Genomic DNA, 21,737 nt, shown 5'->3' on the forward strand with positions numbered 1-21,737 from the left:
TTTGTGCATTTTAAACGAGCATTACACTCGTTTATTCAATAGATAAGTAGCAAACCCTATAAACAGTAAGCTTGGTAACACAGCACCAACCACAGCTGGAATTTGATAAACCATCACCACAGGACCAAAAATTTCATTGGTTAAGTGGAAAGTAATACCTGTTATTACACCCATGATGATACGTGCACCCATGGTTACTGTGCGAAGCGGGCCGAATATAAACGATAAGGCAACTAACAACATAACGGCTATAGATACCGGTTGCATAACCTTACGCCATAAAGCTAACTCATAAGTGCTGGTGTCTTGCTCATTTTGCTGCAAATAACCTAAATATGACCAAAGCCCAGTAAACGAAAGCGCCTCGGGCTTCACTGATACAACTCCTAACTTTTCAGCGGTCAGCTGCGAGTCGTAAAACTCTTCCTTGTGCTGTTCAGTACTGATCTGCTCAGGTGTGATCACCACCTTATTCACATCACGAAGTAACCAGCCATCTTTACGATTTAATGCCTCTTCAGCCTTTGTGATCTGAGTAAGTTGCAACGACTTATCAAAGTGATACATATGCACGCCACGTAACGTACCTTGCTGGTCGACATCTTCGATATTAATAAAATTGCTGCCATCTTTTGCCCACACACCTTGCTTGGCATTAAAAACATCACCACCATAAATTGCTTGATTGCGTATTTCTTTTGCCTTGAGCTGTGCTTCAGGGGCGCCCCATTCACCAAGCGCCATCATACAAATCGCCATAAACATAGCGGTTTTCATAACTGAAGTAATAATTTGCAGACGTGACATACCCGCGGCTTGCATTACCACCAACTCACTGTTGGATGCTAAAGCGCCAAGACCGGTCAATCCGCCAATCAGTGCAGCCATAGGAAAGAAAATAACCAAATCACCCGGCATGCTGTATATGGTGTAGATCAGCGCGGTTGCAATATCATAGCTACCACGACCAACCGATTTTAACTGCTCAATAAACTTAATCAGGGTACTAATACCCACCAGTACCATTAAAGCAAAACCGGTTGTTTGAATAATGCTGCGGCCTAAATACCAGTCGAGAGTTTTCATCATATGCTTAGCTCCCTCTTAGTCACAATTGACCTTAACCATGCGCCGAGCGGACGACCTTTAATAATCAAGAAACCACCAATAAACAAAGCTGATAAATGGATCCACCACAAGCCAATTGAAGGTGGGATTTTGCCATCTTCAACTGCAAATTTAGCGGCATTCAGTAAAATGAAATACCCTAAATACAAGCTGATTGCGGGCACCAATTTAGCGAATTTACCTTGGCGCGGATTCACCACACTTAGCGGTACTGCTAATAAGGTTAATAATGGAATTGAAAGCGGGATAGCTAAACGCCACTGCCACTGTGCAATGGCTTCAGAGGTTTTCATTTTGAATAAATCAAGCGTTGAAATAGCTTCTAACTTACGGCGCTGATGTTCAATTTCTTGATCTTGAATTTGCACACTGTAACCATCGAACTCTGTTAAGTTTAACGCAGCAGACTCGCCATCTGTTTCGTAGCGCTTACCATCGTTAAGAACAAGTTGCTGTTCACCGTTTTCTTGCTCAATCACCACACCACGTTCTGCATACACCAAACGTGCTAAGTCACCTTTTTCACGATCGGGTAGCTGAGCAACAAATACTTTGTGTAGCTCTTTTCCGCTATTTTCGATGTTGTGAATAAAAACAACCGCTTTTTCGTTTCCAGTTTGCTGAAAACGTCCTGCACGAAGTGCCGATAAGCCAGCATCCGCTTTTGCTTGCTCTTTTAATTGATATTCTTGTTCACTGGCCCATGGCGCAACATAAAGTGTCAGCGCCCCAGCTAAAACAGCCATCGCAGTACTTGAGATAAGTGTGACACGAACCACATACCACTCACTAACACCGCAGGCTTTGAAAACAGTCATTTCGCTGTCAGCATAAATGCGACTGTACGCCAAAATAATACCCAAGAAGATACTCAAAGGCAGTATAAGAGAAGCTAGTTGAGGAAGTTTTAGTGCAATCATCGAAAGCACAAGTTTAGCTGGAAGACCCCCTTCAGAGGCGTCTCCTAAGATAACGACAAACTTTTGAGACACAAAAATAGTCATCAAAGTTAAAAATACGGCGACCTGCGACTTGAAGACTTCAGTGGTCAAATAACGAAAAATTAGCAATGCTCGCCCCTGTTAAACATCGAGTTTCACTGGAATAGTAAGGAATTTTGAGTAAACTAGTTATTTTACTCACTTTATTATATGCCATCAAAGTTAAATATCATACCTAGCAAGAACATATAATCTTGCATAAATGGTGCAGATGGCGTCTATTATGTGATATTGATATTCACATTAAGATAAAGTTCAAAAACACATAAATAGAGTCATAGTTTATGTACTAAGATTAGTGCTATTAAACTAAAAAATGTAAGAAAGGACTCGAAAAAGAATTTCTTACCCTTATAAACTAAGGTTATACGACTCAATATCAGGAGTAACAATGGAATTTAGCGTAAAAAGTGGTAGTCCAGAAAAGCAACGTAGCGCATGTATTGTAGTAGGCGTTTATGAGCCACGTCGTTTATCCCCCATTGGTGAACAATTAGATAAAATCAGTGACGGTTATATCTCAAATTTGCTACGCCGCGGTGACCTTGAAGGTAAACCAGGCCAAGTATTGCTATTACATCATGTACCAAATGTACTGAGTGAGCGTGTGTTGTTAGTCGGTTGTGGTAAAGAGCGTGAGCTTGATGACAAACAATATAAACAAATCATCTCAAAAACGATTAACACGCTAAACGAAACCGGTTCAATGGAAGCAGTATGCTTTTTAACAGAGCAACACGTTAAAAGCCGCGACACCTACTGGAAAGTGCGCCAAGCAGTTGAAACAACTCAAGACTGCTTATACACCTTCAACCAACTGAAAAGCAAAAAGAGCGATCCGCGTCGCCCACTTCGTAAAATTGTTTTCAACGTGCCAACACGCCGCGAGTTAACAATTGGCGAAAGCGCCATTGAGCATGGCTTAGCAATCGCTGCAGGTAGCAAATTATGTAAAGACGTTGCCAACATGCCACCAAATATCTGTAACCCTGCGTATTTAGGAGAACAAGCACAAGAGCTTGCTAATAACTTCGATAATGTAAGCGTTGATATTATTGGTGAAGAAAAAATGGCTGAGCTTGGCATGAATTCATACTTAGCGGTAGGTCGTGGTAGTGCTAATGAATCAGTTATGTCAGTAATCAACTATCAAGGTGGCGACAAAGACCAATCACCTATCGTATTAGTAGGTAAAGGCTTAACCTTTGACTCAGGCGGTATTTCAATCAAGCCTGGCGAAGCCATGGATGAAATGAAATACGATATGGGTGGTGCAGCGGGTGTTATTGGTACTATGCGCGCATTGGTACAAATGCAATTACCTATCAACGTTGTCGGTGTTTTAGCCGGTTGTGAAAACATGCCAGGGTCAAATGCTTATCGCCCTGGTGATATTTTAACAACGATGTCAGGTCAAACAGTTGAAGTGTTAAACACTGATGCTGAAGGTCGTTTAGTGCTGTGTGATGCCCTAACTTATGTTGAGCGTTTCGAACCAGATACTGTTGTCGACGTAGCAACACTTACGGGTGCGTGTATTATTGCTCTGGGTTCACATGCAACGGGCTTACTATCTAACCATAACCCACTTGCCCATGACCTACTTAAAGCGTCTGAGCAAAGTGGCGACCGCGCATGGCAGCTTCCGCTATGGGATGACTATCAAGAGCAACTTGAAAGCCCATTCGCTGATTTTACCAACTTAGGTGGTCGTGCTGCAGGTACGATTACAGCAGCATGCTTCTTATCTAAATTCACCAAAAAATACAACTGGGCGCATTTAGATATCGCAGGTACAGCATGGCGCAGCGGCGGTAAAAACAAAGGTGCAACTGGTCGTCCGGTTCCTATGTTAACCCAGTATTTGTTAAACCGTGCGGGCATAAGTGAAGCAAGTCACGATTAAGCCTTGTCGAAAGCTTAAAACTAACCCTAAATAAGGCGCCAAATGGCGCCTTATTAATTGAAGCAATTCGCGTTCTATGTCAAAATCCCTGCTTTGATCTGTGTATCTGTGGGGACGAAAGTCACTATGAATATGAACGCACAATTTTACGTTCTAAAACAAGATGATAGTGTCCACCAAACGGCAGACGCTGTTTTCGATCTTGCAGCCAAAATTGCTGCAGATCAGTATCGTCTAGGTCATCGCGTATTTATTTACGCCGATAACGCCGACACGGCCCACACAATCGACGACATTATTTGGTCATTTGAACCAGATAGTTTCGTACCTCACAACTTACAAGGTGAAGGCCCTAAAGGTGGCGCTCCGGTTGAGATTGGTATGACTCCACCTGTCGGCAACAGAAAAATATTAATCAACTTAGCTGAACACCTACCGGATTTTATCCGTCGTTTTCAGCAGGTTTATGATTTCGTACCCGTTGAGCCAAATGCTAAACAAGCCGCCCGTGAGCGGTTTAAAAAGCTTCGCCAACTGGGCGCCCATATTGCAACGCAAGAAATTGACATTTAAGCATTTATTTAAGGTTCTGTGTAATGGATAAAACCTATAATCCGCAAGATATTGAACAGTCTTTATACCAAGGCTGGGAAGAAAATGGCTACTTTAAACCGTCTGGCCAAGGTGACGCATACTCAATTATGATCCCGCCACCAAACGTCACGGGTAGCTTACACATGGGCCACGCGTTCCAAGATACCATCATGGATACGCTAACGCGCTTAAAGCGTATGCAAGGCAACAACACATTATGGCAAGTAGGTACTGACCACGCGGGTATCGCAACACAAATGCTTGTTGAGCGTAAGCTTGCTGCTGAAGAAGGTAAAACACGTCACGACCTAGGCCGTGAAGCATTTATCGATAAAATCTGGGAATGGAAAAACCACTCTGGCGGCACGATCACTAAACAATTACGTCGTTTAGGCGCTTCTGTAGATTGGGACCGTGAGCGTTTCACTATGGATGAAGGCCTTTCTGAAGCCGTAAAGGAAGTATTTGTACGTCTTCACAAAGAAGATTTAATCTACCGTGGTAAGCGCCTAGTTAACTGGGATCCTAAACTACACACAGCGATTTCTGATCTTGAAGTTGAAAACAAAGACAAACAAGGTCACATGTGGAACCTACGTTACCCACTTGCTGATGGCGTAAAAACCAAAGATGGTAAAGACTACATCATTGTTGCGACAACACGTCCTGAAACAATGCTTGGTGATTCAGGTGTTGCTGTTAACCCTGATGATGAGCGTTACCAAGACCTAATCGGAAAAGAAATTTTACTGCCTATCGTAAACCGTCGTATTCCAATTGTTGCCGATGAGCATGCAGACATGGAAAAAGGCACAGGTTGTGTGAAAATCACGCCTGCCCACGACTTTAACGATAACGAAGTGGGTAAACGTCACCAACTACCAATGATCAACATCTTCAATAAAGATGCTGCTGTATTAAGCGAAGGCGAAAGCTACACATTCGACGGTAAAGAGCTTGAGTTAGATGCGCCAATTCCAGAGCGTTTACACGGCCTTGACCGCTTTGATGCTCGCAAAGCAATCGTTGCTGAATTTGAAGAACTTGGCCTACTAGAAAAAATCGAAGATCACAGCCTAACGGTACCTTACGGTGACCGTTCTGGCGTAGTAATTGAGCCACTTCTTACAGACCAATGGTATGTTCGCGTAGCACCTCTAGCAGAGCCTGCGAAAGAAGCAGTTAAAAATGGCGATATTAAATTTGTACCTCAACAATACGAGAACATGTACTTTTCGTGGATGAACGACGTACAAGATTGGTGTATTTCACGTCAGCTTTGGTGGGGTCACCGCATTCCTGCTTGGTACGACAACGAAGGTAACGTATACGTTGGTCGTGACGAAGCTGAAGTACGCCGCGATAACAACCTTGCTGATGATGTTGCACTTAAACAAGACGAAGACGTTTTAGATACTTGGTTCTCATCTGCGCTTTGGACTTTCTCAACGCAAGGCTGGCCGGCAAACACTGATGATTTAAAAACTTTCCACCCGTCTGACGTATTGGTAACAGGTTTCGACATCATCTTCTTCTGGGTTGCTCGTATGATCATGATGACCATGCACTTCATCAAAGATGAAGACGGCAAGCCACAAGTACCATTTAAAACCGTTTACGTAACTGGCCTTATCCGTGATGAAAACGGCGATAAGATGTCTAAGTCGAAAGGTAACGTACTTGATCCTATCGATATGATTGACGGTATCGACCTTGAAAGCCTCGTTGAAAAGCGCACTGGTAACATGATGCAGCCACAACTAGCGAAGAAGATTGAGAAAAATACCCGTAAAACATTCGAAAATGGTATTGAAGCACACGGTACAGACGCACTGCGTTTCACCCTTGCGGCAATGGCTTCAACGGGTCGTGATATCAACTGGGATATGAATCGTCTTGAAGGTTACCGTAACTTCTGTAACAAACTATGGAACGCGAGCCGTTACGTATTAATGAATACAGAAGAGCAAGACTGTGGCTTCGCTACAGATGCTGAAAAACAGTACTCACTAGCTGATCGTTGGATTTTAGGCCAATTTGAAGCAACTGTTAAAACCTATACTGAGCATCTAGAAAACTACCGTTTTGATCTAGCAGCAAACACCATTTATGAGTTCACGTGGAACCAATTCTGTGACTGGTACCTAGAGCTTACTAAACCAGTATTGTTTAAAGGTAACGAAGCACAACAACGTGGTACTCGTCATACCTTAATCACAGTATTAGAAAGCCTACTACGCTTGATGCACCCGTTAATGCCTTACATCACTGAAACGATTTGGCAACGTGTTGCGCCACTTGCAGGTATCGAAACTGCCAACACTAGCATCATGGTTCAAGGTTTCCCTCTTTACAATGAAGCAAATGTTGATAGCCAAGCGATGGCTGACCTAGAGTGGGTTAAGCAATTCATTCTTGCTATTCGTAACATCCGTGGTGAAATGGATATCAGCCCAAGTAAGCCTCTATCTGTATTGCTTGCTAACGCGTCTGATGAAGACAAGCGCCGCTTAACGGAAAACGAAGCATTCTTAGCTTCTCTTGCTAAGCTTGAGGAGTTCACGCTACTTGATAACAAAGACGATGCACCAGCGTGTGCAACTTCGTATGTTGGCAACCTTGAGATCATGATCCCAATGGCTGGCTTAATCGATGTTGAAGCTGAACTTGCTCGTATCGCGAAGCAGCTTGAAAAAGCAGAAAAAGGCTTAGCACAAGTTCAAAACAAGTTAGCTAACGAGAAGTTCGTAAATAACGCACCAGAAGCAGTGCTTGCTAAAGAGCATGCTAAACTGGCTGAATTTACAGATGCGAAAGACAAACTATTAGCGCAAAAAGCGAAAATCGAAAGTCTATAACTTACAAGTAATTAAGCGTGATATAAAATCACGCTTACAAAAAAGCCGCGCTATGACATTGTTATAGCGCGGCTTTTTAATGCTCTGTAGCAGCGACTTTACGTCGCGTCACAATTAAAATTTGTAGTTGTACTGAGCACCAACTAGTACTGCGTGACCTTTTGATTCATATTCCCATGAAACATCTTGGCCTAAAGAAGCCGCTAAGCTGTCTTTTTCTGAGAAGTTCTGTGTTTTACCACGAAGGATACTTACACCTAAATCAACATTTGAGTTTTCACTAAATGCGTAGTTACCACCAAATGAGAACCAAAAACGATCTGTATCAGGGATAGAGATTGAAAGGTGTGATTGGTCTGCTGGCGACTCATCGTAGGCAATACCTGCACGAAGTAAAAGTGCATCGCTGTATTGGTAGTCAGTACCAATAGAGTAACGCATTGAATCAGAGAAGTTCTCTGCTTTAGAGAATACTGGCGTTTCTTGGCTTGGTGTATAAGCTTCTAACTTTTGGAAGCTGTCCCAACCAGTCCATAAGATGCTGTAATGTACACCAAGCTTCTTATCAATTTGGTGTGAACCTGAGAACTCAGCAATTGCTGGTAAAGTTAATTTTAACTCACCAGGTACTACAGTACCCGCTAAGCCGCCAACAGCTGCTGGAAGTTGGTTTGAGTACTCACCTTCAAAGTCGATATCAGTTTCGCTACGGTAGTTAAAACCAAAACGACTGTTTTCGTCTAACTGATACATTGCACCAATATTCCAACCAAAGCCGTAGTCGTCACCTTCAAGGTGAGCGATTTGCGTGCTAGCTGGTAAACCAAACGGGTTAGTACCTGCATTACGAACAACTTTAGCATCTGCATAAACATAGTTTAAGCCAAGGCCTAGACTGAACTGTTCATTAATTTTGTATGAAGCGCTTGCATTCATGTTAATTGTAACGATTTCAGTTTCACCTGCGATAGAACCCGCTGCGTAATCGTCTTTAAATTCAGTTGAAAGACCGAAGTTTGAAAAAGCACCAAAGCCTAAAGACACTTTGTCGTTTAAAGGCATAGTGAAGTATCCTGCAGGTATAAATGCAGATGGAGCGATACTATCATCATCGATAGAGCTTTTATCTAAGCCGTACGCAGCACTTTCACCTTTTAAGCTTACATCTGGAATTACCGCAATACCTGCAACTGAAATTTGCTTGTCTTTGAATAAAGACATAAGTGCAGGGTTACGAGCAACAACAGACGCGTCATCAGCAACAGCTGCTTCACCAGCGTATGCACGACCTAAACCTGATACGTTTTGCTCAGCTAATTGGAAAGCTGCAGCAAAGCTGTCAGCAGAAACAACAGCAAGTGATGCTGCAATAAGTGTTTTAGTGAACTTCATAAATCTGTGTCCTCTTGCAAACTTGTGCGAAAGCTAATCCAACAACGAGGGCAACCTATTAGTTAAGCATAAAAGATTAGCGCTGTATGTTGGTATTAGATGTTTTATTCTAATAATTACAAACTTTCGAACATTACCTTAATTAAGATCAAAAAACTGTAATTTTTCGTTATAATTAGGTAAAAAACCGACATTTTAACAACAAGATAACAACTTATTAAAACTCATCAGAGGTCTGATTACAAAAACACCAAGTGATAGTAGTTATCATTTGCATTGACATCTATTTCACGTCCTATTAGACTAAAAATAAAGGTTTTTCTGTAGAGCTTGAGTATGGAAATCGCATTGATTATTGCAGCACTGATATTATGCGGTGTCAGCGTTCATTATTTTTGTAAAGCAAACTATTGCGCTTGTACTAAAGCAGGTGATTGCGATAACCCAGTTAATCACTATTGGCTAGGTGCTATGCTGAGTGCTGTTTTATCGCTTCTATTCTGTTGCGTGGCCTTACATGTGGAAAAAGGCTCTTTGCTTTGGTTGGTATTAATGACAAGTTGTTTTAGTGGTGCATTTATATCAGCAAAACGCAGCGCCAAAAAACGCTGTATTAAGTCTAAACAAGCAGATGCTCTTTTAACAAACGAGCCAAATTAAGCTGATAATCTAATGGTTTGATGCTAGCCATAATTTTTAGTTCTTTTTCTACGCTTAGATCGACATCTTTAGCTGTAATATGGTGCTTGTGCTTAGCATTATAGAAAACCTTTATCTTTGGCTTAATAGGATTTTCGTGGTTACCTTCCATAACTAGCGCTAAGCGCTCATTGTTTAACTTAACGATTGTGCCAACTGGATGCACACCCAAGCATTTAATAAAACGTTGTACTAATTCAGAATCAAACAATTGTTTATTAGCAAGTAAATAACGCAGAGCTGAGATTGGCTCTTCACCCATTTGATGAGGTCTATCTGCAGTCATCGCATCATAAACATCAACAATGGCCATCATTCGTGCTGCGCGACTAAGCTTTTCAGCAGCAATACCACGTGGGTAACCTGTACCATCTAAACGCTCATGGTGATTTACTATCATATCGAGCATTAATGGTGTAATGCCCTTTTCACCTTTTACTAAGCCAAGGCTCTGTGCCACATGCTTTTTAACAACTTGCATTTCATTGTCATTCAAAGCGCTTGGTTTAGATAGTACACCTTGTGGCATTTTCGCTTGACCGATATCGTGCATCAATGCACCCATTGCCAGCTCTTTAATTGTCTTTTCTTTGTAGCCTAAATACTTGGCAAACACACTCACCAAAATCGCGGTGTTGATCATGTGCCGCCAGTTATAAATATGCTTATCTTTGAGGCGAGTTAAAATAGTTAATGCATTGTGATTACGAAATACCGAGCTGACTATATCAACGGCGATATCATCAAGCACCGATACATTCATTTTCAAACCCGATGTAATATCAGAGTAGAAACTTTGCAGTTTTCGGCTATGTTGTTCGTAATGCACGCTGGCTTTTAGAAACTCTTGTTGAACCGTGATCCCTTGCGGTGATCCATTAGCTGCAGGCTTTTGTTCAACTTTTGGTTTAGCTGGTTCAGGTTTTGGTTGGTATTTTTTAGGCAGTGCAACATCGCTTTGTGTAAAGTCGATGAGTAGCTCTTCAACCCCCTCAGAGATCAGGCGTTGAATAATTGTTTTATCACGCACTAAACCACGTGTTTTGATCTTAATACTATTTACATGCTCTTGTTGCTTACTGACACTGTCAACAAACATCCCTGGTACAAGTTCGGCAATGGGTAAGGTAATAAGCATATGTGAGCTTAGCGCATAAAAATATCGAGTTTTTTATTATCGCTAATTGATTACAAATGTCTATAGATTGGCTAGCGAATACGAAATAGGTATGAGTTAGAAAGGAGGAAGTTAGAAAGTTTCTAGGGGAAAGTTAGAAAGTAGCAACTCGCTAACTTTATCCCTGAAAGCTGACAGCTCTCTAGCTGTTTATTCCTGAAAGTAAGTACCCCAGCCGTCGTATTCAACACCTGTTTGCTGAGCAAGTGCTTCTAGCTTATCGACATCTTCCATAATAGCTTCTACGTCAAGCTCACACTCAACAACCACGTCAAAGCTCCATACTTTCTCGCCGTCTTCTAGCTCAAGTTCAGCTGGCTCTTCAACATCGTAGCCTAGTTTAAAAGCGGCTAAAGCTGCTTGCTCTAACTTTTCAAAATTTTCGCTAACAAAGTGGTGTTCCACTTCATAAAGTACTTCAGGATCTGAGCCATCTTCAAGTAATGAAGTAACGATGTCTTCAGTAATTTCGCGCCAATTTTCCATTATTTGTTTCTCACTTGAGCATCTAATTCAGTTATTTTAGCAGCCATAATCTGATGAACATGTGAAGCATGGTCACGAGCAGATACGTCTTTATCAAGATAAATCGGCGCTAACATTTCGAGGTAAATTGTACCATTATCCCAGCGATTTAGCTTAATAGTTTTGTGCGTTGTACTCATACAAACTGGCACAACGGGCACATCAGCACTCATTGCTGTGTGAAATGCCCCTGTTTTAAAAGGTAATAAACCACGACCATAGCTTCGTGTGCCCTCAGGAAACATCCAAACAGATAGACCTTTTTGTTTTATTTTCTCAGCTGATTTAGAAATTGTGCCTGCGGCTTTTGAACGATTTACACGGTCAATCAATATGTTACCCGATAACCAATACAGCTGACCAAAAAACGGGATCCATTTAAGGCTTTTTTTACCTAGGCTTACGCAGTTCTCTGGCACCATGGCAGGTAAAGTGAATAGGTCATAGTTATTTTGATGATTTGCCACATACACAGCAGGGCCTATATTTTTTGGATCATCGTGGTATTTAAGCTCAAGTTTTACACCTAAAATTTTAGCTACCTTGCAAAACCAACCTGAAATAATATGTACATTATTGGTATGAAATGGCTTAACAATACATAAGAGCAAACCAAACACACAGCTTAAAATTATAAATAAAGCCATGAAAATGATGCGAAAAAAAGCTAACAAACGAATTCTCCTCGTACTAAACAGCGCGCATTATAACGTGAAAAGTGCCATAGCCATAGCTTTAAGCGCACATGTGTAAGCCTAAGCAATATATCATCATTTCACTACAAATAATGAGCATAAAAACGACAAACAAACGTGAGAGGCCTCTTTGTATTTACAGATTTTTCTCAAAAAAAATTATGAAGCCTCTTAAAGAGTAATGGCTTTTAAAATGCTAACTTTTTCATACCCCTACCCTATTTATAAACTACAAAAAACGGTAAGTGCTAATGAAAAAAACTCCTATAGTCATAGCGTTACTTGGCTCATTTGCATTGTGTCACTCCTTTAATGTATCGGCCTTACAGACCAATACATTTAATCAAAACGAGTTTCATAGTGACACAACAGGAAACTTCCCAGCCACGGTCCTTTTTGCACAAAACTCAATTACGCCATCACAAAATGGGGTTGAAGACGACATTCAACCTCACTTGGTAGCCGAACGAAGAACGATGATCATGTTTAAGCCACATGATAAATTGAATAATGATGCAAAAATTATATTAAGCGTACTTGATCACAATAATAGCCTGCTTTACCAAACATATATGCGCTCGCCAGAAAACTTCACTAAACCTTTTGGGTTTGAAGATAGTGACAACCCAATTAGTTATAGTGAAGACACATTTTCAACTATAGTCCCCGCATCTGTTGTTAAACCAAATATGCGCCTCTCTTTCCAGTTTGAAGAGAAACAAGGAGAGCTGAAGAACGTTACTGTAGGTGGAAGCTCAAACTTAATCATTAACACAATAGATATTGGTTTACTTACGCCTTATCGTGACAAATTCACATTTCAAAATGATCCAGACTTACATCGACAGTATTTCCAACAAGTCCCGCTCAGTAAATTAACAGTTAATAAGTTCGAGCCGATTCACCTTACTGAAGTAATGTTGCCAAATGGTAACTTACTTACCGACTCAGATCCGAGTAAAGGAGGGGTTTATAGCGGTGATATGCGTCATCAAATCGCAAAGAACTTATTTTCCCACGGTATTAATAACGCTAACTATGGAATTAACGCTTCAGGAATGTCTGGTCCCACTTCACATCCATTCAGTAGTGCACAATTAACCGCTCATAATGCTATCGGTAAATATAGTAATGGTATTTTTGTTCATGGTTTATCCGGAGGGGCTGGAATGGTCACCTTGCGCCGCTCTGAAGGAAATGAGTTTAGCCATGAACTTGGCCATAATTATGGTATGGGACACTACCCTGGTGGTGTAGATGGTGTGTTGCATCGTCCTGCGGATGAACGTAACTCAACCTGGGGTTGGGATGCGGATTTAGATAAATTTATACCTAACTTTTCATCTATAGTAACTTACAAAGACCGTTGCTATAAGGAAACGTGTATTGCGTCTTTTAATGGCCACCAATATGGTAAAGGATCAATGTCTGGTGGTGGGCCAATGTATTACGAATTCAATAAATATACGTTACACACTCCATATGAGCTAAATCGTATTCAGCGTTTTTTTGAAAGCAAAGCTAATTTTTCTCCAAGTTCAATGACAGGTTTCACAAAATGGAATCCTGTTAGTAAAAAAATGGAACCGTGGAGTAATATTGTAGTAGATACAAATACGAAGAGTAATTTGCAAAGAACACCTTACAAGCAAGATGTTGCCATTACGACTCTGATTGGCTTTTATGATCCCAACAAGCAACTTTCAAGCTTTATCTATCCTGCGCTTCATGGCTCATCTGGTGCGGTGTATAAAGATAACTTTGCAAAGTCTAGCTGCCAATTAATTGTGGTCACTGAAAAAGCAGGTACAAAAACTTTTAATTTGCCTGAGAATCGATTAAATACAGATAAAATGAATAAGTTTCATATCAATATCGAACAGTCTGCCAATCCTGTTTTTGCTTCGATTCACTGTGGTTCAAATATCTTAGCAGCTAAAAATTTAAAACCCGCAAAACAAAATTTAGCAACCTCGATAGTCAGTACATTTGACAAGCCAAAAGCCTGTATTGTTAATATCGAAACAAATGAGGAGTTTTGTCTTGAGGATGGGCAAAAAGTAAGTTCTTTACCTGCATTTGTGCACAAGAAGCCAATTTATGTGAGAGCACCACAAGGTTTGCAAGTCATGTTATCTGATTACACTAATTTGTCTTATAACCGTATAGCTACGTTCAATGGAACTGTTGAACATGAAAAACTTAAAAAAGTACTTGCTAAAAATGGCCATTACCTTGACTTTTCTAAGCCAAGATCAATGCGCGTTTTTAGTTCAAAAGAAGCCTTAGGTTGTATTGTGAGCTTAATAGATCAAAGTGAGTACTGCCTCAGTGCAAATGAACGCTCTGGTTACAAACTACCTTCTTTTATTTATAAACACCCAGTTTATATAAAAGCAGCCCCCGGTGTAGCCGTTGTATTATCAGATTGGCCGAACCTCTCTTATCGACGAACAGCTCAATTTACCGGGCATACAAGTCATCAGGAATTAATGGAAGTAAAAGCTGATAATGGTCATTATCTTAACTTTTCTAAGCCGGCATCAATGAAAGTTATAGCGAATTGATGCAAAAAATAAGGCCCTTTCGGGCCTTATTTTTATTCTGTTACTTCTGAAGTTGGCTCTTCATTATCATCAACTTGTGTAAATTCAATAACAGCTTCATCTACCCGTTGTAGACCACGCGGTAACTTGTTACCTCGCCTACCCCGTTCGCCATGGTAATGCTCAAGATCACTTGGTTTAAGTGTCAGTTTTCGCTTTCCTGCATGTAAGGTTACACTACTGCCTTCTGGTACAACCGCGAGCACTTTTACGAACTCTTCACGAGCTTGTACTTTCGCACTAGGAATAGAAATAATCTTATTTCCTTTACCCTTACTAAGCTTAGGTAGATCGCGCAGTGGGAATAACAACATTCGGCCTTCGTTAGAAATAGCCATACAGTAATCTGTCGCTACATCAGTAACTCTAATTGGCGCGAGTAATTCACCGCCTTTAGGTACGCTAACCAGCGCTTTACCGTTTTTGTTCTTACTCACAAGATCTTTAAAGTCGCTAATAAAGCCGTAACCCGCATCTGAAGCCATTAACAACACTTGGTTATCTTCTGCCATCACCACATGCTCAAAGTTAGCGCCAGAGCTTAAATTAAAACGCCCAGTCATTGGCTCACCTTGGCTTCGTGCTGAAGGTAAGCTATGCGCATCAGTCGCAAAAGCACGACCACTTGAGTCAAGGAACACTGCTGGCTGATTACTCTTACCTCGCGCAGAGGCTTTATAGCTGTCGCCTGACTTATAACTTAGTCCTTCAACATCTAAATCATGACCTTTACCGACACGAGCCCAGCCTTTTTCAGATAATACAACGGTGACTGACTCTGAAGGGATAAGATCTTTTTCACTAAGTGCTTTAGCTTCGACACGTTCAACGACAGGCGAGCGACGCTCATCACCGTACATTTCTGCCGCTTCTTGGATTTCTTTTTTCATCAAGGTCGACATACGACGCTCTGAACCAAGAGTTTGCTCTAACTTGTCACGCTCAAGCGCAAGCTCATCTTGCTCACCTTTTATCTTGAACTCTTCAAGTTTTGCTAAATGACGTAGTTTTAACTCTAAAATCGCTTCCGCTTGAATATCAGTTAAACCAAAACGCTCCATTAAAACAGGCTTTGGTTTATCTTCAGTACGGATAATTTCGATGACTTCATCAATGTTTAAAAAGGCCGTTAATAAACCTTCTAAAATATGTAAGCGTGCGAGTACTTTATCTAAACGGTGTTGTAAGCGACGGCGAACTGTTTCGCGGCGGAAAGTTAACCACTCTGTTAAGATACTACGTAAATCTTTAACTTGCGGACGACCATCAAGGCCAAGCATGTTTAGGTTTACACGGTAGTTTTTTTCTAAATCTGTGGTTGCAAATAAGTGAGCCATTAATGGCTCAGCTTTAATGCGGTTTGAGCGTGGAACAATTACAATACGGGTTGGATTTTCGTGATCAGATTCGTCACGTAAATCCGCAACCATCGGCAGCTTTTTAGCATTCATTTGAGCTGCTATTTGCTCGAGCACTTTTGCACCTGAACACTGGTGAGGCAGCGCAGTGATCACTATGTCGCCTTGCTCTTCAGTGTAAATTGCACGCATCTTGATAGAGCCACGTCCAGTTTGATAAATCTTACGAATATCGTCTTTCGGTGTGATGATCTCAGCTTCTGTTGGGTAGTCAGGCGCATGCACTAACTCAAGCAACTCTTCGATTTCAGTCTTTGGCTTATCAAGTAATAAACAACAAGCACTGGCAACTTCACGAACATTATGTGGGGGTATATCAGTTGCCATACCCACCGCAATACCGGTTACACCATTAAGTAAGATATGCGGTAAACGCGCAGGCAATACCATTGGCTCATCGAGTGTGCCGTCAAAGTTTGCGGTCCAATCTACGGTGCCTTGACCAAGCTCTTTTAGTAGAACTTCTGAGAACTTAGATAAACGCGCTTCGGTGTAACGCATTGCAGCAAATGACTTAGGATCATCCGCAGCCCCCCAGTTACCTTGACCATCCACCAGCGGGTAGCGATAAGAAAACGGCTGTGCCATTAACACCATCGCTTCGTAACAAGCACTATCACCATGCGGGTGGTATTTACCTAGTACATCACCCACGGTACGCGCTGATTTTTTATATTTTGCTTGCGCCGATAACCCCAGTTCGCTCATTGCATAAATGATACGACGCTGTACAGGTTTTAGACCGTCACCTACGTGAGGTAAAGCACGGTCCATAATGACGTACATTGAGTAGTTTAAGTAGGCGTCTTCAGTAAAGCGCCCCATTGTTTGTTGTTCTACGCCTTGCATCAGCAAGGTATCTGTATCACTCATTAACGCTTACCTATTTTTTCTTAGCACTAACACGATAAATCGCGTTAGCAAAGTCGTCTGAGATCAATAAGCTGCCATCTGCAAGCTCTGCAAATGCAACTGGGCGACCAAATGTTTCTTCGTTTTGCATAAAACCTGTGATGAACGGGGTGTACTTAGTAATACGACCTTGCTCAACATTCGCTAGCATCACTCTATAGCCTGATTTTTTACTGCGGTTCCAAGAGCCATGCTCAGCAACAAACAGCTGTTCTTTGTATTTCGCAGGGAACTGCTTGCCGTTATAAAAATGAATACCCAGTGGTGCAACATGAGCACCTAATGCAAGAGCTGGTGATTTGTAGTCGGCAATACTTTTACCTTTACCAAACTCAGGATCTAAAATTGCACCTGCGTGAACATAAGGGAAACCATAATGGGCGCCCTCTTCACCTTCACCAACACGGTTAATTTCACAAGGTGGCATATCATCACCCATCATGTCACGGCCATTGTCGCTGAACCAAAATGCATTAGTTGTAGGGTGATAATCAAAACCAACTGAGTTACGAACTCCTTTGGCGATTGTTTTAATTTCTTTTGTATCCACATCTAACGAAAAGATACGACCGTACTTGTCGTCTTCAGCACAAATGTTACATGGCACACCCACAGGCACAATTAGCTCACCCGTTGGCGCAAAACTAATGAACTTCCAACCATGGTGACGATCAGTCGGAAACTTGTCGTAAACCACATCGAATTTTGGATCTTTTAGGTTTTTATCGATGTCTTTAAAACGAATGATGCGTGACACTTCAGCCACATATAAGTCACCGTCTTTGATTGCTAAACCTGATGGCATTTCAAGACCTGTGGCAATAACCATTTTTCTATCAGCCACACCATCACTGTTGTGATCAATCAGAGCATAAACATTTCCTGCTTTACGGGAACCTGCGTAAACAATGCCTCTTTTTGAAACCGCTATTTGACGCGCATTTTCAACATCATCAGCAAACAGACTAATAGAAAAACCATCAGTAACTGTTAACTTATCAAGAATATCTTTTGCCATTACAGGCGCTGATAACAAGCTCAGCGATAATATTGAGGTCAGTATTTTTTTCATTTTTGTCTTGCCCTTTAATTCTTTGCTAGAAACTAGATTGCCACACACTTTATTAAACTTCAGCGCGGTTACCGTGATCTTCTAACCACTGACGGCGGTCTGACGAACGTTTCTTCGCAAGTAACATATCCATCATTTCCATAGTTTGCTCTTCTTCGTCCAAGGTTAATTGCACTAAACGACGTGTATTAGGATCCATGGTCGTTTCGCGTAATTGTAACGGATTCATTTCACCTAACCCTTTGAAGCGTTGAACATTGACTTTACCGCGTTTTTTCTCGGCTTCAATGCGCGCTAAAATACCGTTCTTTTCATCTTCATCAAGGGCGTAATAAACCTCTTTACCAATGTCGATACGAAATAGCGGAGGCATAGCTACGTACACGTGGCCTTGTTTTATTAGCGATGGAAAGTGACGAACAAACAGCGCACAAAGCAAGGTGGCAATGTGTAATCCATCCGAGTCAGCATCGGCCAAAATACAAATTTTGTTATAACGCAGACCAGATAAATCACTTGAGTCAGGGTCGATACCAAGGGCCACAGAAATATCATGCACCTCTTGTGATGCTAAAATTTGCCCTGACTCAACTTCCCACGTATTTAATATTTTACCGCGCAGCGGCATAATTGCTTGGAATTCACGGTCGCGCGCTTGTTTTGCTGAACCACCTGCAGAGTCACCCTCTACTAAAAACAGTTCAGTGCGGTCATTATCTTGAGCGCTACAATCAGTTAATTTACCGGGTAATGCAGGGCCTGAGGTAATGCGCTTACGCACGACTTTTTTAGCAGCACGTAAACGGCGCTGTGCATTTGAGATACATAGCTCAGCTAATAATTCAGCGGTTTCAGTATGTTCGTTTAACCATAAACTGAATGAGTCTTTCACCACACCCGAGACAAACGCAGCACATGAGCGAGATGATAACTTCTCTTTCGTTTGGCCTGCAAACTGCGGGTCTTGCATTTTAACCGACAATACGTAGCTACAACGCTCCCAGATATCATCTGGCGTAAGCTTTACGCCTCGTGGTAATAAGTTTCTGAATTCACAGAATTCACGCATTGCTTCAAGCAAGCCTTGACGCAAGCCATTGACATGCGTACCGCCTTGAGCGGTAGGAATTAAGTTAACATAACTCTCAGCGATCGATTCACCGCCTTCTGGTAACCACACAACAGCCCAGTCAGCGCCTTCTGTTGAGCTTGAAAACTCACCAATAAAAGGTTCTTTTGGTAATACTTCAAAGCCTTTAACTGCTTCAACTAGATAGTCTTTTAAGCCCGTTTCGTAATACCACTCTTGGCTTTCTTTAGTTTGCTTGTTGGTAAACTTTATGCGCAGGCCTGGGCATAATACCGCTTTGGCTTTTAATAAATGATTAAGCTTAGTAAGAGAGAAGTTAGCTGAGTCAAAATAGCTGGCATCAGGCCAAAAACGCACGGTTGTACCTGTGTTACGTTTGCCCACAGTGCCAATCACGTTTAAGTCTTCAACTTTATCGCCGTTTTCAAAGGCCATGCGAAATTGCTGTGCATCACGACGGACGGTAACTTCAACACGAGTCGATAGCGCATTCACAACCGAAATACCTACACCGTGTAAACCACCTGAAAACTGATAGTTTTTATTAGAGAACTTACCACCAGCGTGCAGCTTGGTAAAAATAAGTTCCACACCCGGAATACCCTCTTCTGGGTGTATATCAATTGGCATACCACGGCCATCATCGATAACCTCAAGCGAGTTATCTTCATGAAGGATGACATCTATTTTTGTTGCATGACCTGCCATTGCTTCATCGACACTGTTATCGATAACCTCTTGACCTAAGTGGTTAGGACGAACCGTATCGGTATACATACCTGGGCGGCGTTTTACGGGCTCTAACCCGTTTAAGACTTCAATTGCTTCGGCGTTATAATTTTGCTGACTCATAGTTTTTATATCTTTTATGCGCTTAGCTATGTTTTACGTGATTTTAAGAAAATCTACAATACTTGCAAAGGTTTGTTCGAAGCCGATAAAACTATGATCGCCTCCAAATTCAACGTGTTGCTTACACTGAGAATAATATTTAACCGCCTGCTGAAAAGGCAGTACTTCATCGCCCGTTTGCTGTAACAAATAAATCAATGAAGGGGTGTCTAATTGCGGCAAATATAAACTGCGCAATGCATCCATGTGACGAGTACCAAGTTCATAGTGACTATCTTGATACGGGTTATAATTTTCCCCTAAATAGTTATCGAGTAACTCAAATGGGCGAACCGCAGGATTAATTACCACCGCGGGTATCGAATAACGTTGCGACAAATAGGTCGCATAAAAACCGCCTAATGAACTACCTAGTAATACAGTATCATCATTTAACAGTTGTTCTAATTGTAAAATTGCATGTAACGGCTCATGAGTTAGTCGCGGCACCTGATAATCTACATCGAATTGCGCCATATGCTTACCAAAACGAACTGCTTTATAAGATTGCTCAGAGCTATTAAAGCCGTGTATATAAATTACTCGTTTAGCCATACTACATCCGTGCTTAACAGTAAATTTTGTTGCCCATCAATGTTTAAGTTGATGAGTCGAAATGCAGGGCCTAAGTCCTCTTGCTGCCATGCCATGGTGTGCTTAGTAAATTGTATCGAACTGGCTGGTGTCGCAAACACACTGAGATCACGGTAGTTTTGAGTGTACTCATGATGAACATGGCCATGGAACACGCCAATACACTGCTGACTGTTGACACAGGTATTTAAAAACTGCGGACCATTTTCTAACATATGCTTATCTAAGTAAGCCTGAATAGGTAGCGGATTATGATGACAAAACACTACGCTCGGGACTTGTCCTATCGCCTCGCTTAATTCATTTAAATGTGTTTGTGTTACCCAGCCTGCAGGGGTCGAACCTTTTGAGTTTACCAAAAGTAGTTGCCCACCTAAAAAGGTAATACGTTTACTACTTAGAATTTGTGAACTTGTAAGCGCTTCATATTCAAAAAGTTCATCATGATTACCCGGCAGCCAAAATACCGGACAATTGAGCGCTGCGTCTTCTATTAACTTAGCAAAAAGCTGATAAGACTCACTGCTGTGATCTTGTGTTAAATCACCACCAAACACCACACAATCCGCATTTTGCTCAGCAATAGCCTGTAAACAACGCGCAAAATATGCTGCCGTATTCACGCTAAAGTATTCACCACTAGTATCTTTTGATAGATGGCAGTCAGTGATATGAGCGACTTTTAGCGCTGTTTTATCAAAATGGTAGGCATTACTAAACCAAGCCATTGTTTACATCCCAATTTAAAACTGCTCGGCCATTTTCAACACAAGCAATCAGCCAGTCATACAAAAAGGCATTAAGCTGATATTTTTCATCTTTTTGATGCATGTTCGGGTTTGGATAAGCGTAAGAAGGCTTAATACGCTGATGAAAATCATGATGCACAATTTCGGCTACTTTCGCATCATGGTACATACGCACAGTTAAATACAAAGGCTTAACTGAGGCTAAATTACCCGCCTCTTGGCTAATAGAAATATCTGTGGTGTATTTTGCTGTATCGTCAACTTTAACAGCAAAGGTACTATGGCCTAATTGCACCTTTCGCTCCTGACCTACACGACGCTCATGTGGTAATAGTTTAAGCGCACGCACATAGTTATGCTCACACAAAGTTAAATACTTAGGTAAGCTTTGAATATAACGCTGCTGGGCACTGACATACGACAAAATAAT

General features: G+C 41.5%; 17 protein-coding genes. 5 read left to right on the plus strand and 12 right to left on the minus strand.

The window, feature by feature from the left end; translation table 11 throughout:
* Positions 1-21: 21 nt before the first annotated feature.
* Together lptG and lptF are read right to left on the minus strand one after the other, a co-directional pair.
* Complete coding sequence (gene lptG, locus HCZ11_RS08160) at positions 22-1,089, minus strand: LPS export ABC transporter permease LptG (protein WP_130049613.1); 1,068 nt, start codon at positions 1,087-1,089, stop codon at positions 22-24.
* Positions 1,086-2,198: an LPS export ABC transporter permease LptF gene (lptF, locus tag HCZ11_RS08165; RefSeq protein WP_130049614.1), complete on the minus strand. Its 1,113-nt coding sequence runs from the start codon at positions 2,196-2,198 to the stop codon at positions 1,086-1,088. The genes lptG and lptF overlap by 4 nt, the downstream gene beginning before the upstream one ends.
* 322 nt (positions 2,199-2,520) lie before the next feature.
* Here lptF and pepA point away from each other — a divergent pair, with 322 nt between their 5' ends.
* The 3 genes from pepA (at position 2,521) to HCZ11_RS08180 (ending at position 7,487) form a co-directional block, all read left to right on the plus strand.
* Positions 2,521-4,035, plus strand: coding sequence for a leucyl aminopeptidase (pepA, locus tag HCZ11_RS08170; protein ID WP_130049615.1), 1,515 nt, complete (start codon positions 2,521-2,523; stop codon positions 4,033-4,035).
* Positions 4,036-4,161: 126 nt separating this feature from the next.
* Entirely contained in the window at positions 4,162-4,608 is a 447-nt protein-coding gene (locus HCZ11_RS08175) for a DNA polymerase III subunit chi (protein ID WP_167658178.1), read from the plus strand.
* Positions 4,609-4,631: 23 nt separating this feature from the next.
* Positions 4,632-7,487, plus strand: coding sequence for a valine--tRNA ligase (locus HCZ11_RS08180; protein WP_167658179.1), 2,856 nt, complete (start codon positions 4,632-4,634; stop codon positions 7,485-7,487).
* A gap of 114 nt (positions 7,488-7,601) precedes the next feature.
* Here the strand turns inward: HCZ11_RS08180 and HCZ11_RS08185 are convergent, their stop codons facing one another.
* Positions 7,602-8,879 carry an outer membrane protein transport protein gene (locus HCZ11_RS08185; RefSeq protein ID WP_130049618.1) on the minus strand — a complete coding sequence of 426 codons (1,278 nt, stop codon included), beginning with the start codon at positions 8,877-8,879 and terminating at the stop codon, positions 7,602-7,604.
* A gap of 336 nt (positions 8,880-9,215) precedes the next feature.
* On the opposite strand from HCZ11_RS08185, the gene HCZ11_RS19635 reads away from it, so the two are divergent.
* Positions 9,216-9,539, plus strand: coding sequence for a hypothetical protein (locus HCZ11_RS19635; RefSeq protein WP_167658180.1), 324 nt, complete (start codon positions 9,216-9,218; stop codon positions 9,537-9,539).
* On the opposite strand, the gene HCZ11_RS08195 is transcribed toward HCZ11_RS19635, so the two are convergent.
* From HCZ11_RS08195 to HCZ11_RS08205, 3 genes are all read right to left on the minus strand, one after another.
* Entirely contained in the window at positions 9,499-10,716 is a 1,218-nt protein-coding gene (locus HCZ11_RS08195) for an HD-GYP domain-containing protein (RefSeq protein WP_167658181.1), read from the minus strand. The genes HCZ11_RS19635 and HCZ11_RS08195 overlap by 41 nt on opposite strands.
* Before the next feature lie 189 nt (positions 10,717-10,905).
* Positions 10,906-11,241, minus strand: a complete 336-nt coding sequence (gene rraB, locus HCZ11_RS08200; RefSeq protein ID WP_167658182.1) for a ribonuclease E inhibitor RraB — start codon at positions 11,239-11,241, stop codon at positions 10,906-10,908.
* Positions 11,241-11,954 carry a 1-acylglycerol-3-phosphate O-acyltransferase gene (locus tag HCZ11_RS08205; RefSeq protein WP_175580404.1) on the minus strand — a complete coding sequence of 238 codons (714 nt, stop codon included), beginning with the start codon at positions 11,952-11,954 and terminating at the stop codon, positions 11,241-11,243. The genes rraB and HCZ11_RS08205 overlap by 1 nt, the downstream gene beginning before the upstream one ends.
* 272 nt (positions 11,955-12,226) lie before the next feature.
* Between HCZ11_RS08205 and HCZ11_RS08210 the strand changes: the two genes are divergently transcribed.
* Positions 12,227-14,542, plus strand: a complete 2,316-nt coding sequence (locus tag HCZ11_RS08210) for a M66 family metalloprotease (RefSeq protein WP_167658183.1) — start codon at positions 12,227-12,229, stop codon at positions 14,540-14,542.
* Between the two features lie 32 nt (positions 14,543-14,574).
* On the opposite strand, the gene parC is transcribed toward HCZ11_RS08210, so the two are convergent.
* From parC to HCZ11_RS08240, 6 genes are read right to left on the minus strand one after another with little or no spacing between them, the layout of a single operon-like run.
* On the minus strand, positions 14,575-16,872 hold the full coding sequence (parC, locus tag HCZ11_RS08215) for a DNA topoisomerase IV subunit A (protein ID WP_130049623.1): 2,298 nt from the start codon (positions 16,870-16,872) through the stop codon (positions 14,575-14,577).
* Positions 16,873-16,882: 10 nt separating this feature from the next.
* Complete coding sequence (locus HCZ11_RS08220) at positions 16,883-17,983, minus strand: sorbosone dehydrogenase family protein (RefSeq protein ID WP_130049624.1); 1,101 nt, start codon at positions 17,981-17,983, stop codon at positions 16,883-16,885.
* 52 nt (positions 17,984-18,035) lie between these two features.
* The gene (gene parE / locus HCZ11_RS08225) at positions 18,036-19,925 is read right to left on the minus strand and encodes a DNA topoisomerase IV subunit B (protein WP_130049625.1); all 1,890 of its coding nucleotides are present in this window, start codon (positions 19,923-19,925) and stop codon (positions 18,036-18,038) included.
* 33 nt (positions 19,926-19,958) lie between these two features.
* The gene (locus HCZ11_RS08230) at positions 19,959-20,519 is read right to left on the minus strand and encodes a YqiA/YcfP family alpha/beta fold hydrolase (RefSeq protein ID WP_130049626.1); all 561 of its coding nucleotides are present in this window, start codon (positions 20,517-20,519) and stop codon (positions 19,959-19,961) included.
* Positions 20,504-21,286, minus strand: coding sequence for a metallophosphoesterase (locus tag HCZ11_RS08235; protein WP_130049627.1), 783 nt, complete (start codon positions 21,284-21,286; stop codon positions 20,504-20,506). The genes HCZ11_RS08230 and HCZ11_RS08235 overlap by 16 nt, the downstream gene beginning before the upstream one ends.
* The gene (locus tag HCZ11_RS08240; RefSeq protein WP_130049628.1) at positions 21,273-21,731 is read right to left on the minus strand and encodes a DUF1249 domain-containing protein; all 459 of its coding nucleotides are present in this window, start codon (positions 21,729-21,731) and stop codon (positions 21,273-21,275) included. The genes HCZ11_RS08235 and HCZ11_RS08240 overlap by 14 nt, the downstream gene beginning before the upstream one ends.
* Positions 21,732-21,737 lie beyond the last annotated feature (6 nt).

It is taken from the genome of Pseudoalteromonas sp. HF66 (assembly GCF_011806445.1).
In the GTDB taxonomy this organism is placed as follows: domain Bacteria; phylum Pseudomonadota; class Gammaproteobacteria; order Enterobacterales; family Alteromonadaceae; genus Pseudoalteromonas; species Pseudoalteromonas apostichopi.

Bases quoted from the DNA above. Each gene is read 5' to 3' on its own strand.
- HCZ11_RS08195 (WP_167658181.1), bottom strand. From the start codon at position 10,716: ATGCTTATTACCTTACCCATTGCCGAACTTGTACCAGGGATGTTTGTT.
- parE (WP_130049625.1), bottom strand. From the start codon at position 19,925: ATGAGTCAGCAAAATTATAACGCCGAAGCAATTGAAGTCTTAAACGGG.
- lptG (WP_130049613.1), bottom strand. From the start codon at position 1,089: ATGATGAAAACTCTCGACTGGTATTTAGGCCGCAGCATTATTCAAACA.
- HCZ11_RS08180 (WP_167658179.1), top strand. From the start codon at position 4,632: ATGGATAAAACCTATAATCCGCAAGATATTGAACAGTCTTTATACCAA.
- parC (WP_130049623.1), bottom strand. From the start codon at position 16,872: ATGAGTGATACAGATACCTTGCTGATGCAAGGCGTAGAACAACAAACA.
- HCZ11_RS08210 (WP_167658183.1), top strand. From the start codon at position 12,227: ATGAAAAAAACTCCTATAGTCATAGCGTTACTTGGCTCATTTGCATTG.
- HCZ11_RS08185 (WP_130049618.1), bottom strand. From the start codon at position 8,879: ATGAAGTTCACTAAAACACTTATTGCAGCATCACTTGCTGTTGTTTCT.
- HCZ11_RS08235 (WP_130049627.1), bottom strand. From the start codon at position 21,286: ATGGCTTGGTTTAGTAATGCCTACCATTTTGATAAAACAGCGCTAAAA.
- HCZ11_RS19635 (WP_167658180.1), top strand. From the start codon at position 9,216: ATGGAAATCGCATTGATTATTGCAGCACTGATATTATGCGGTGTCAGC.
- rraB (WP_167658182.1), bottom strand. From the start codon at position 11,241: ATGGAAAATTGGCGCGAAATTACTGAAGACATCGTTACTTCATTACTT.
- HCZ11_RS08230 (WP_130049626.1), bottom strand. From the start codon at position 20,519: ATGGCTAAACGAGTAATTTATATACACGGCTTTAATAGCTCTGAGCAA.
- pepA (WP_130049615.1), top strand. From the start codon at position 2,521: ATGGAATTTAGCGTAAAAAGTGGTAGTCCAGAAAAGCAACGTAGCGCA.
- HCZ11_RS08175 (WP_167658178.1), top strand. From the start codon at position 4,162: ATGAATATGAACGCACAATTTTACGTTCTAAAACAAGATGATAGTGTC.
- HCZ11_RS08220 (WP_130049624.1), bottom strand. From the start codon at position 17,983: ATGAAAAAAATACTGACCTCAATATTATCGCTGAGCTTGTTATCAGCG.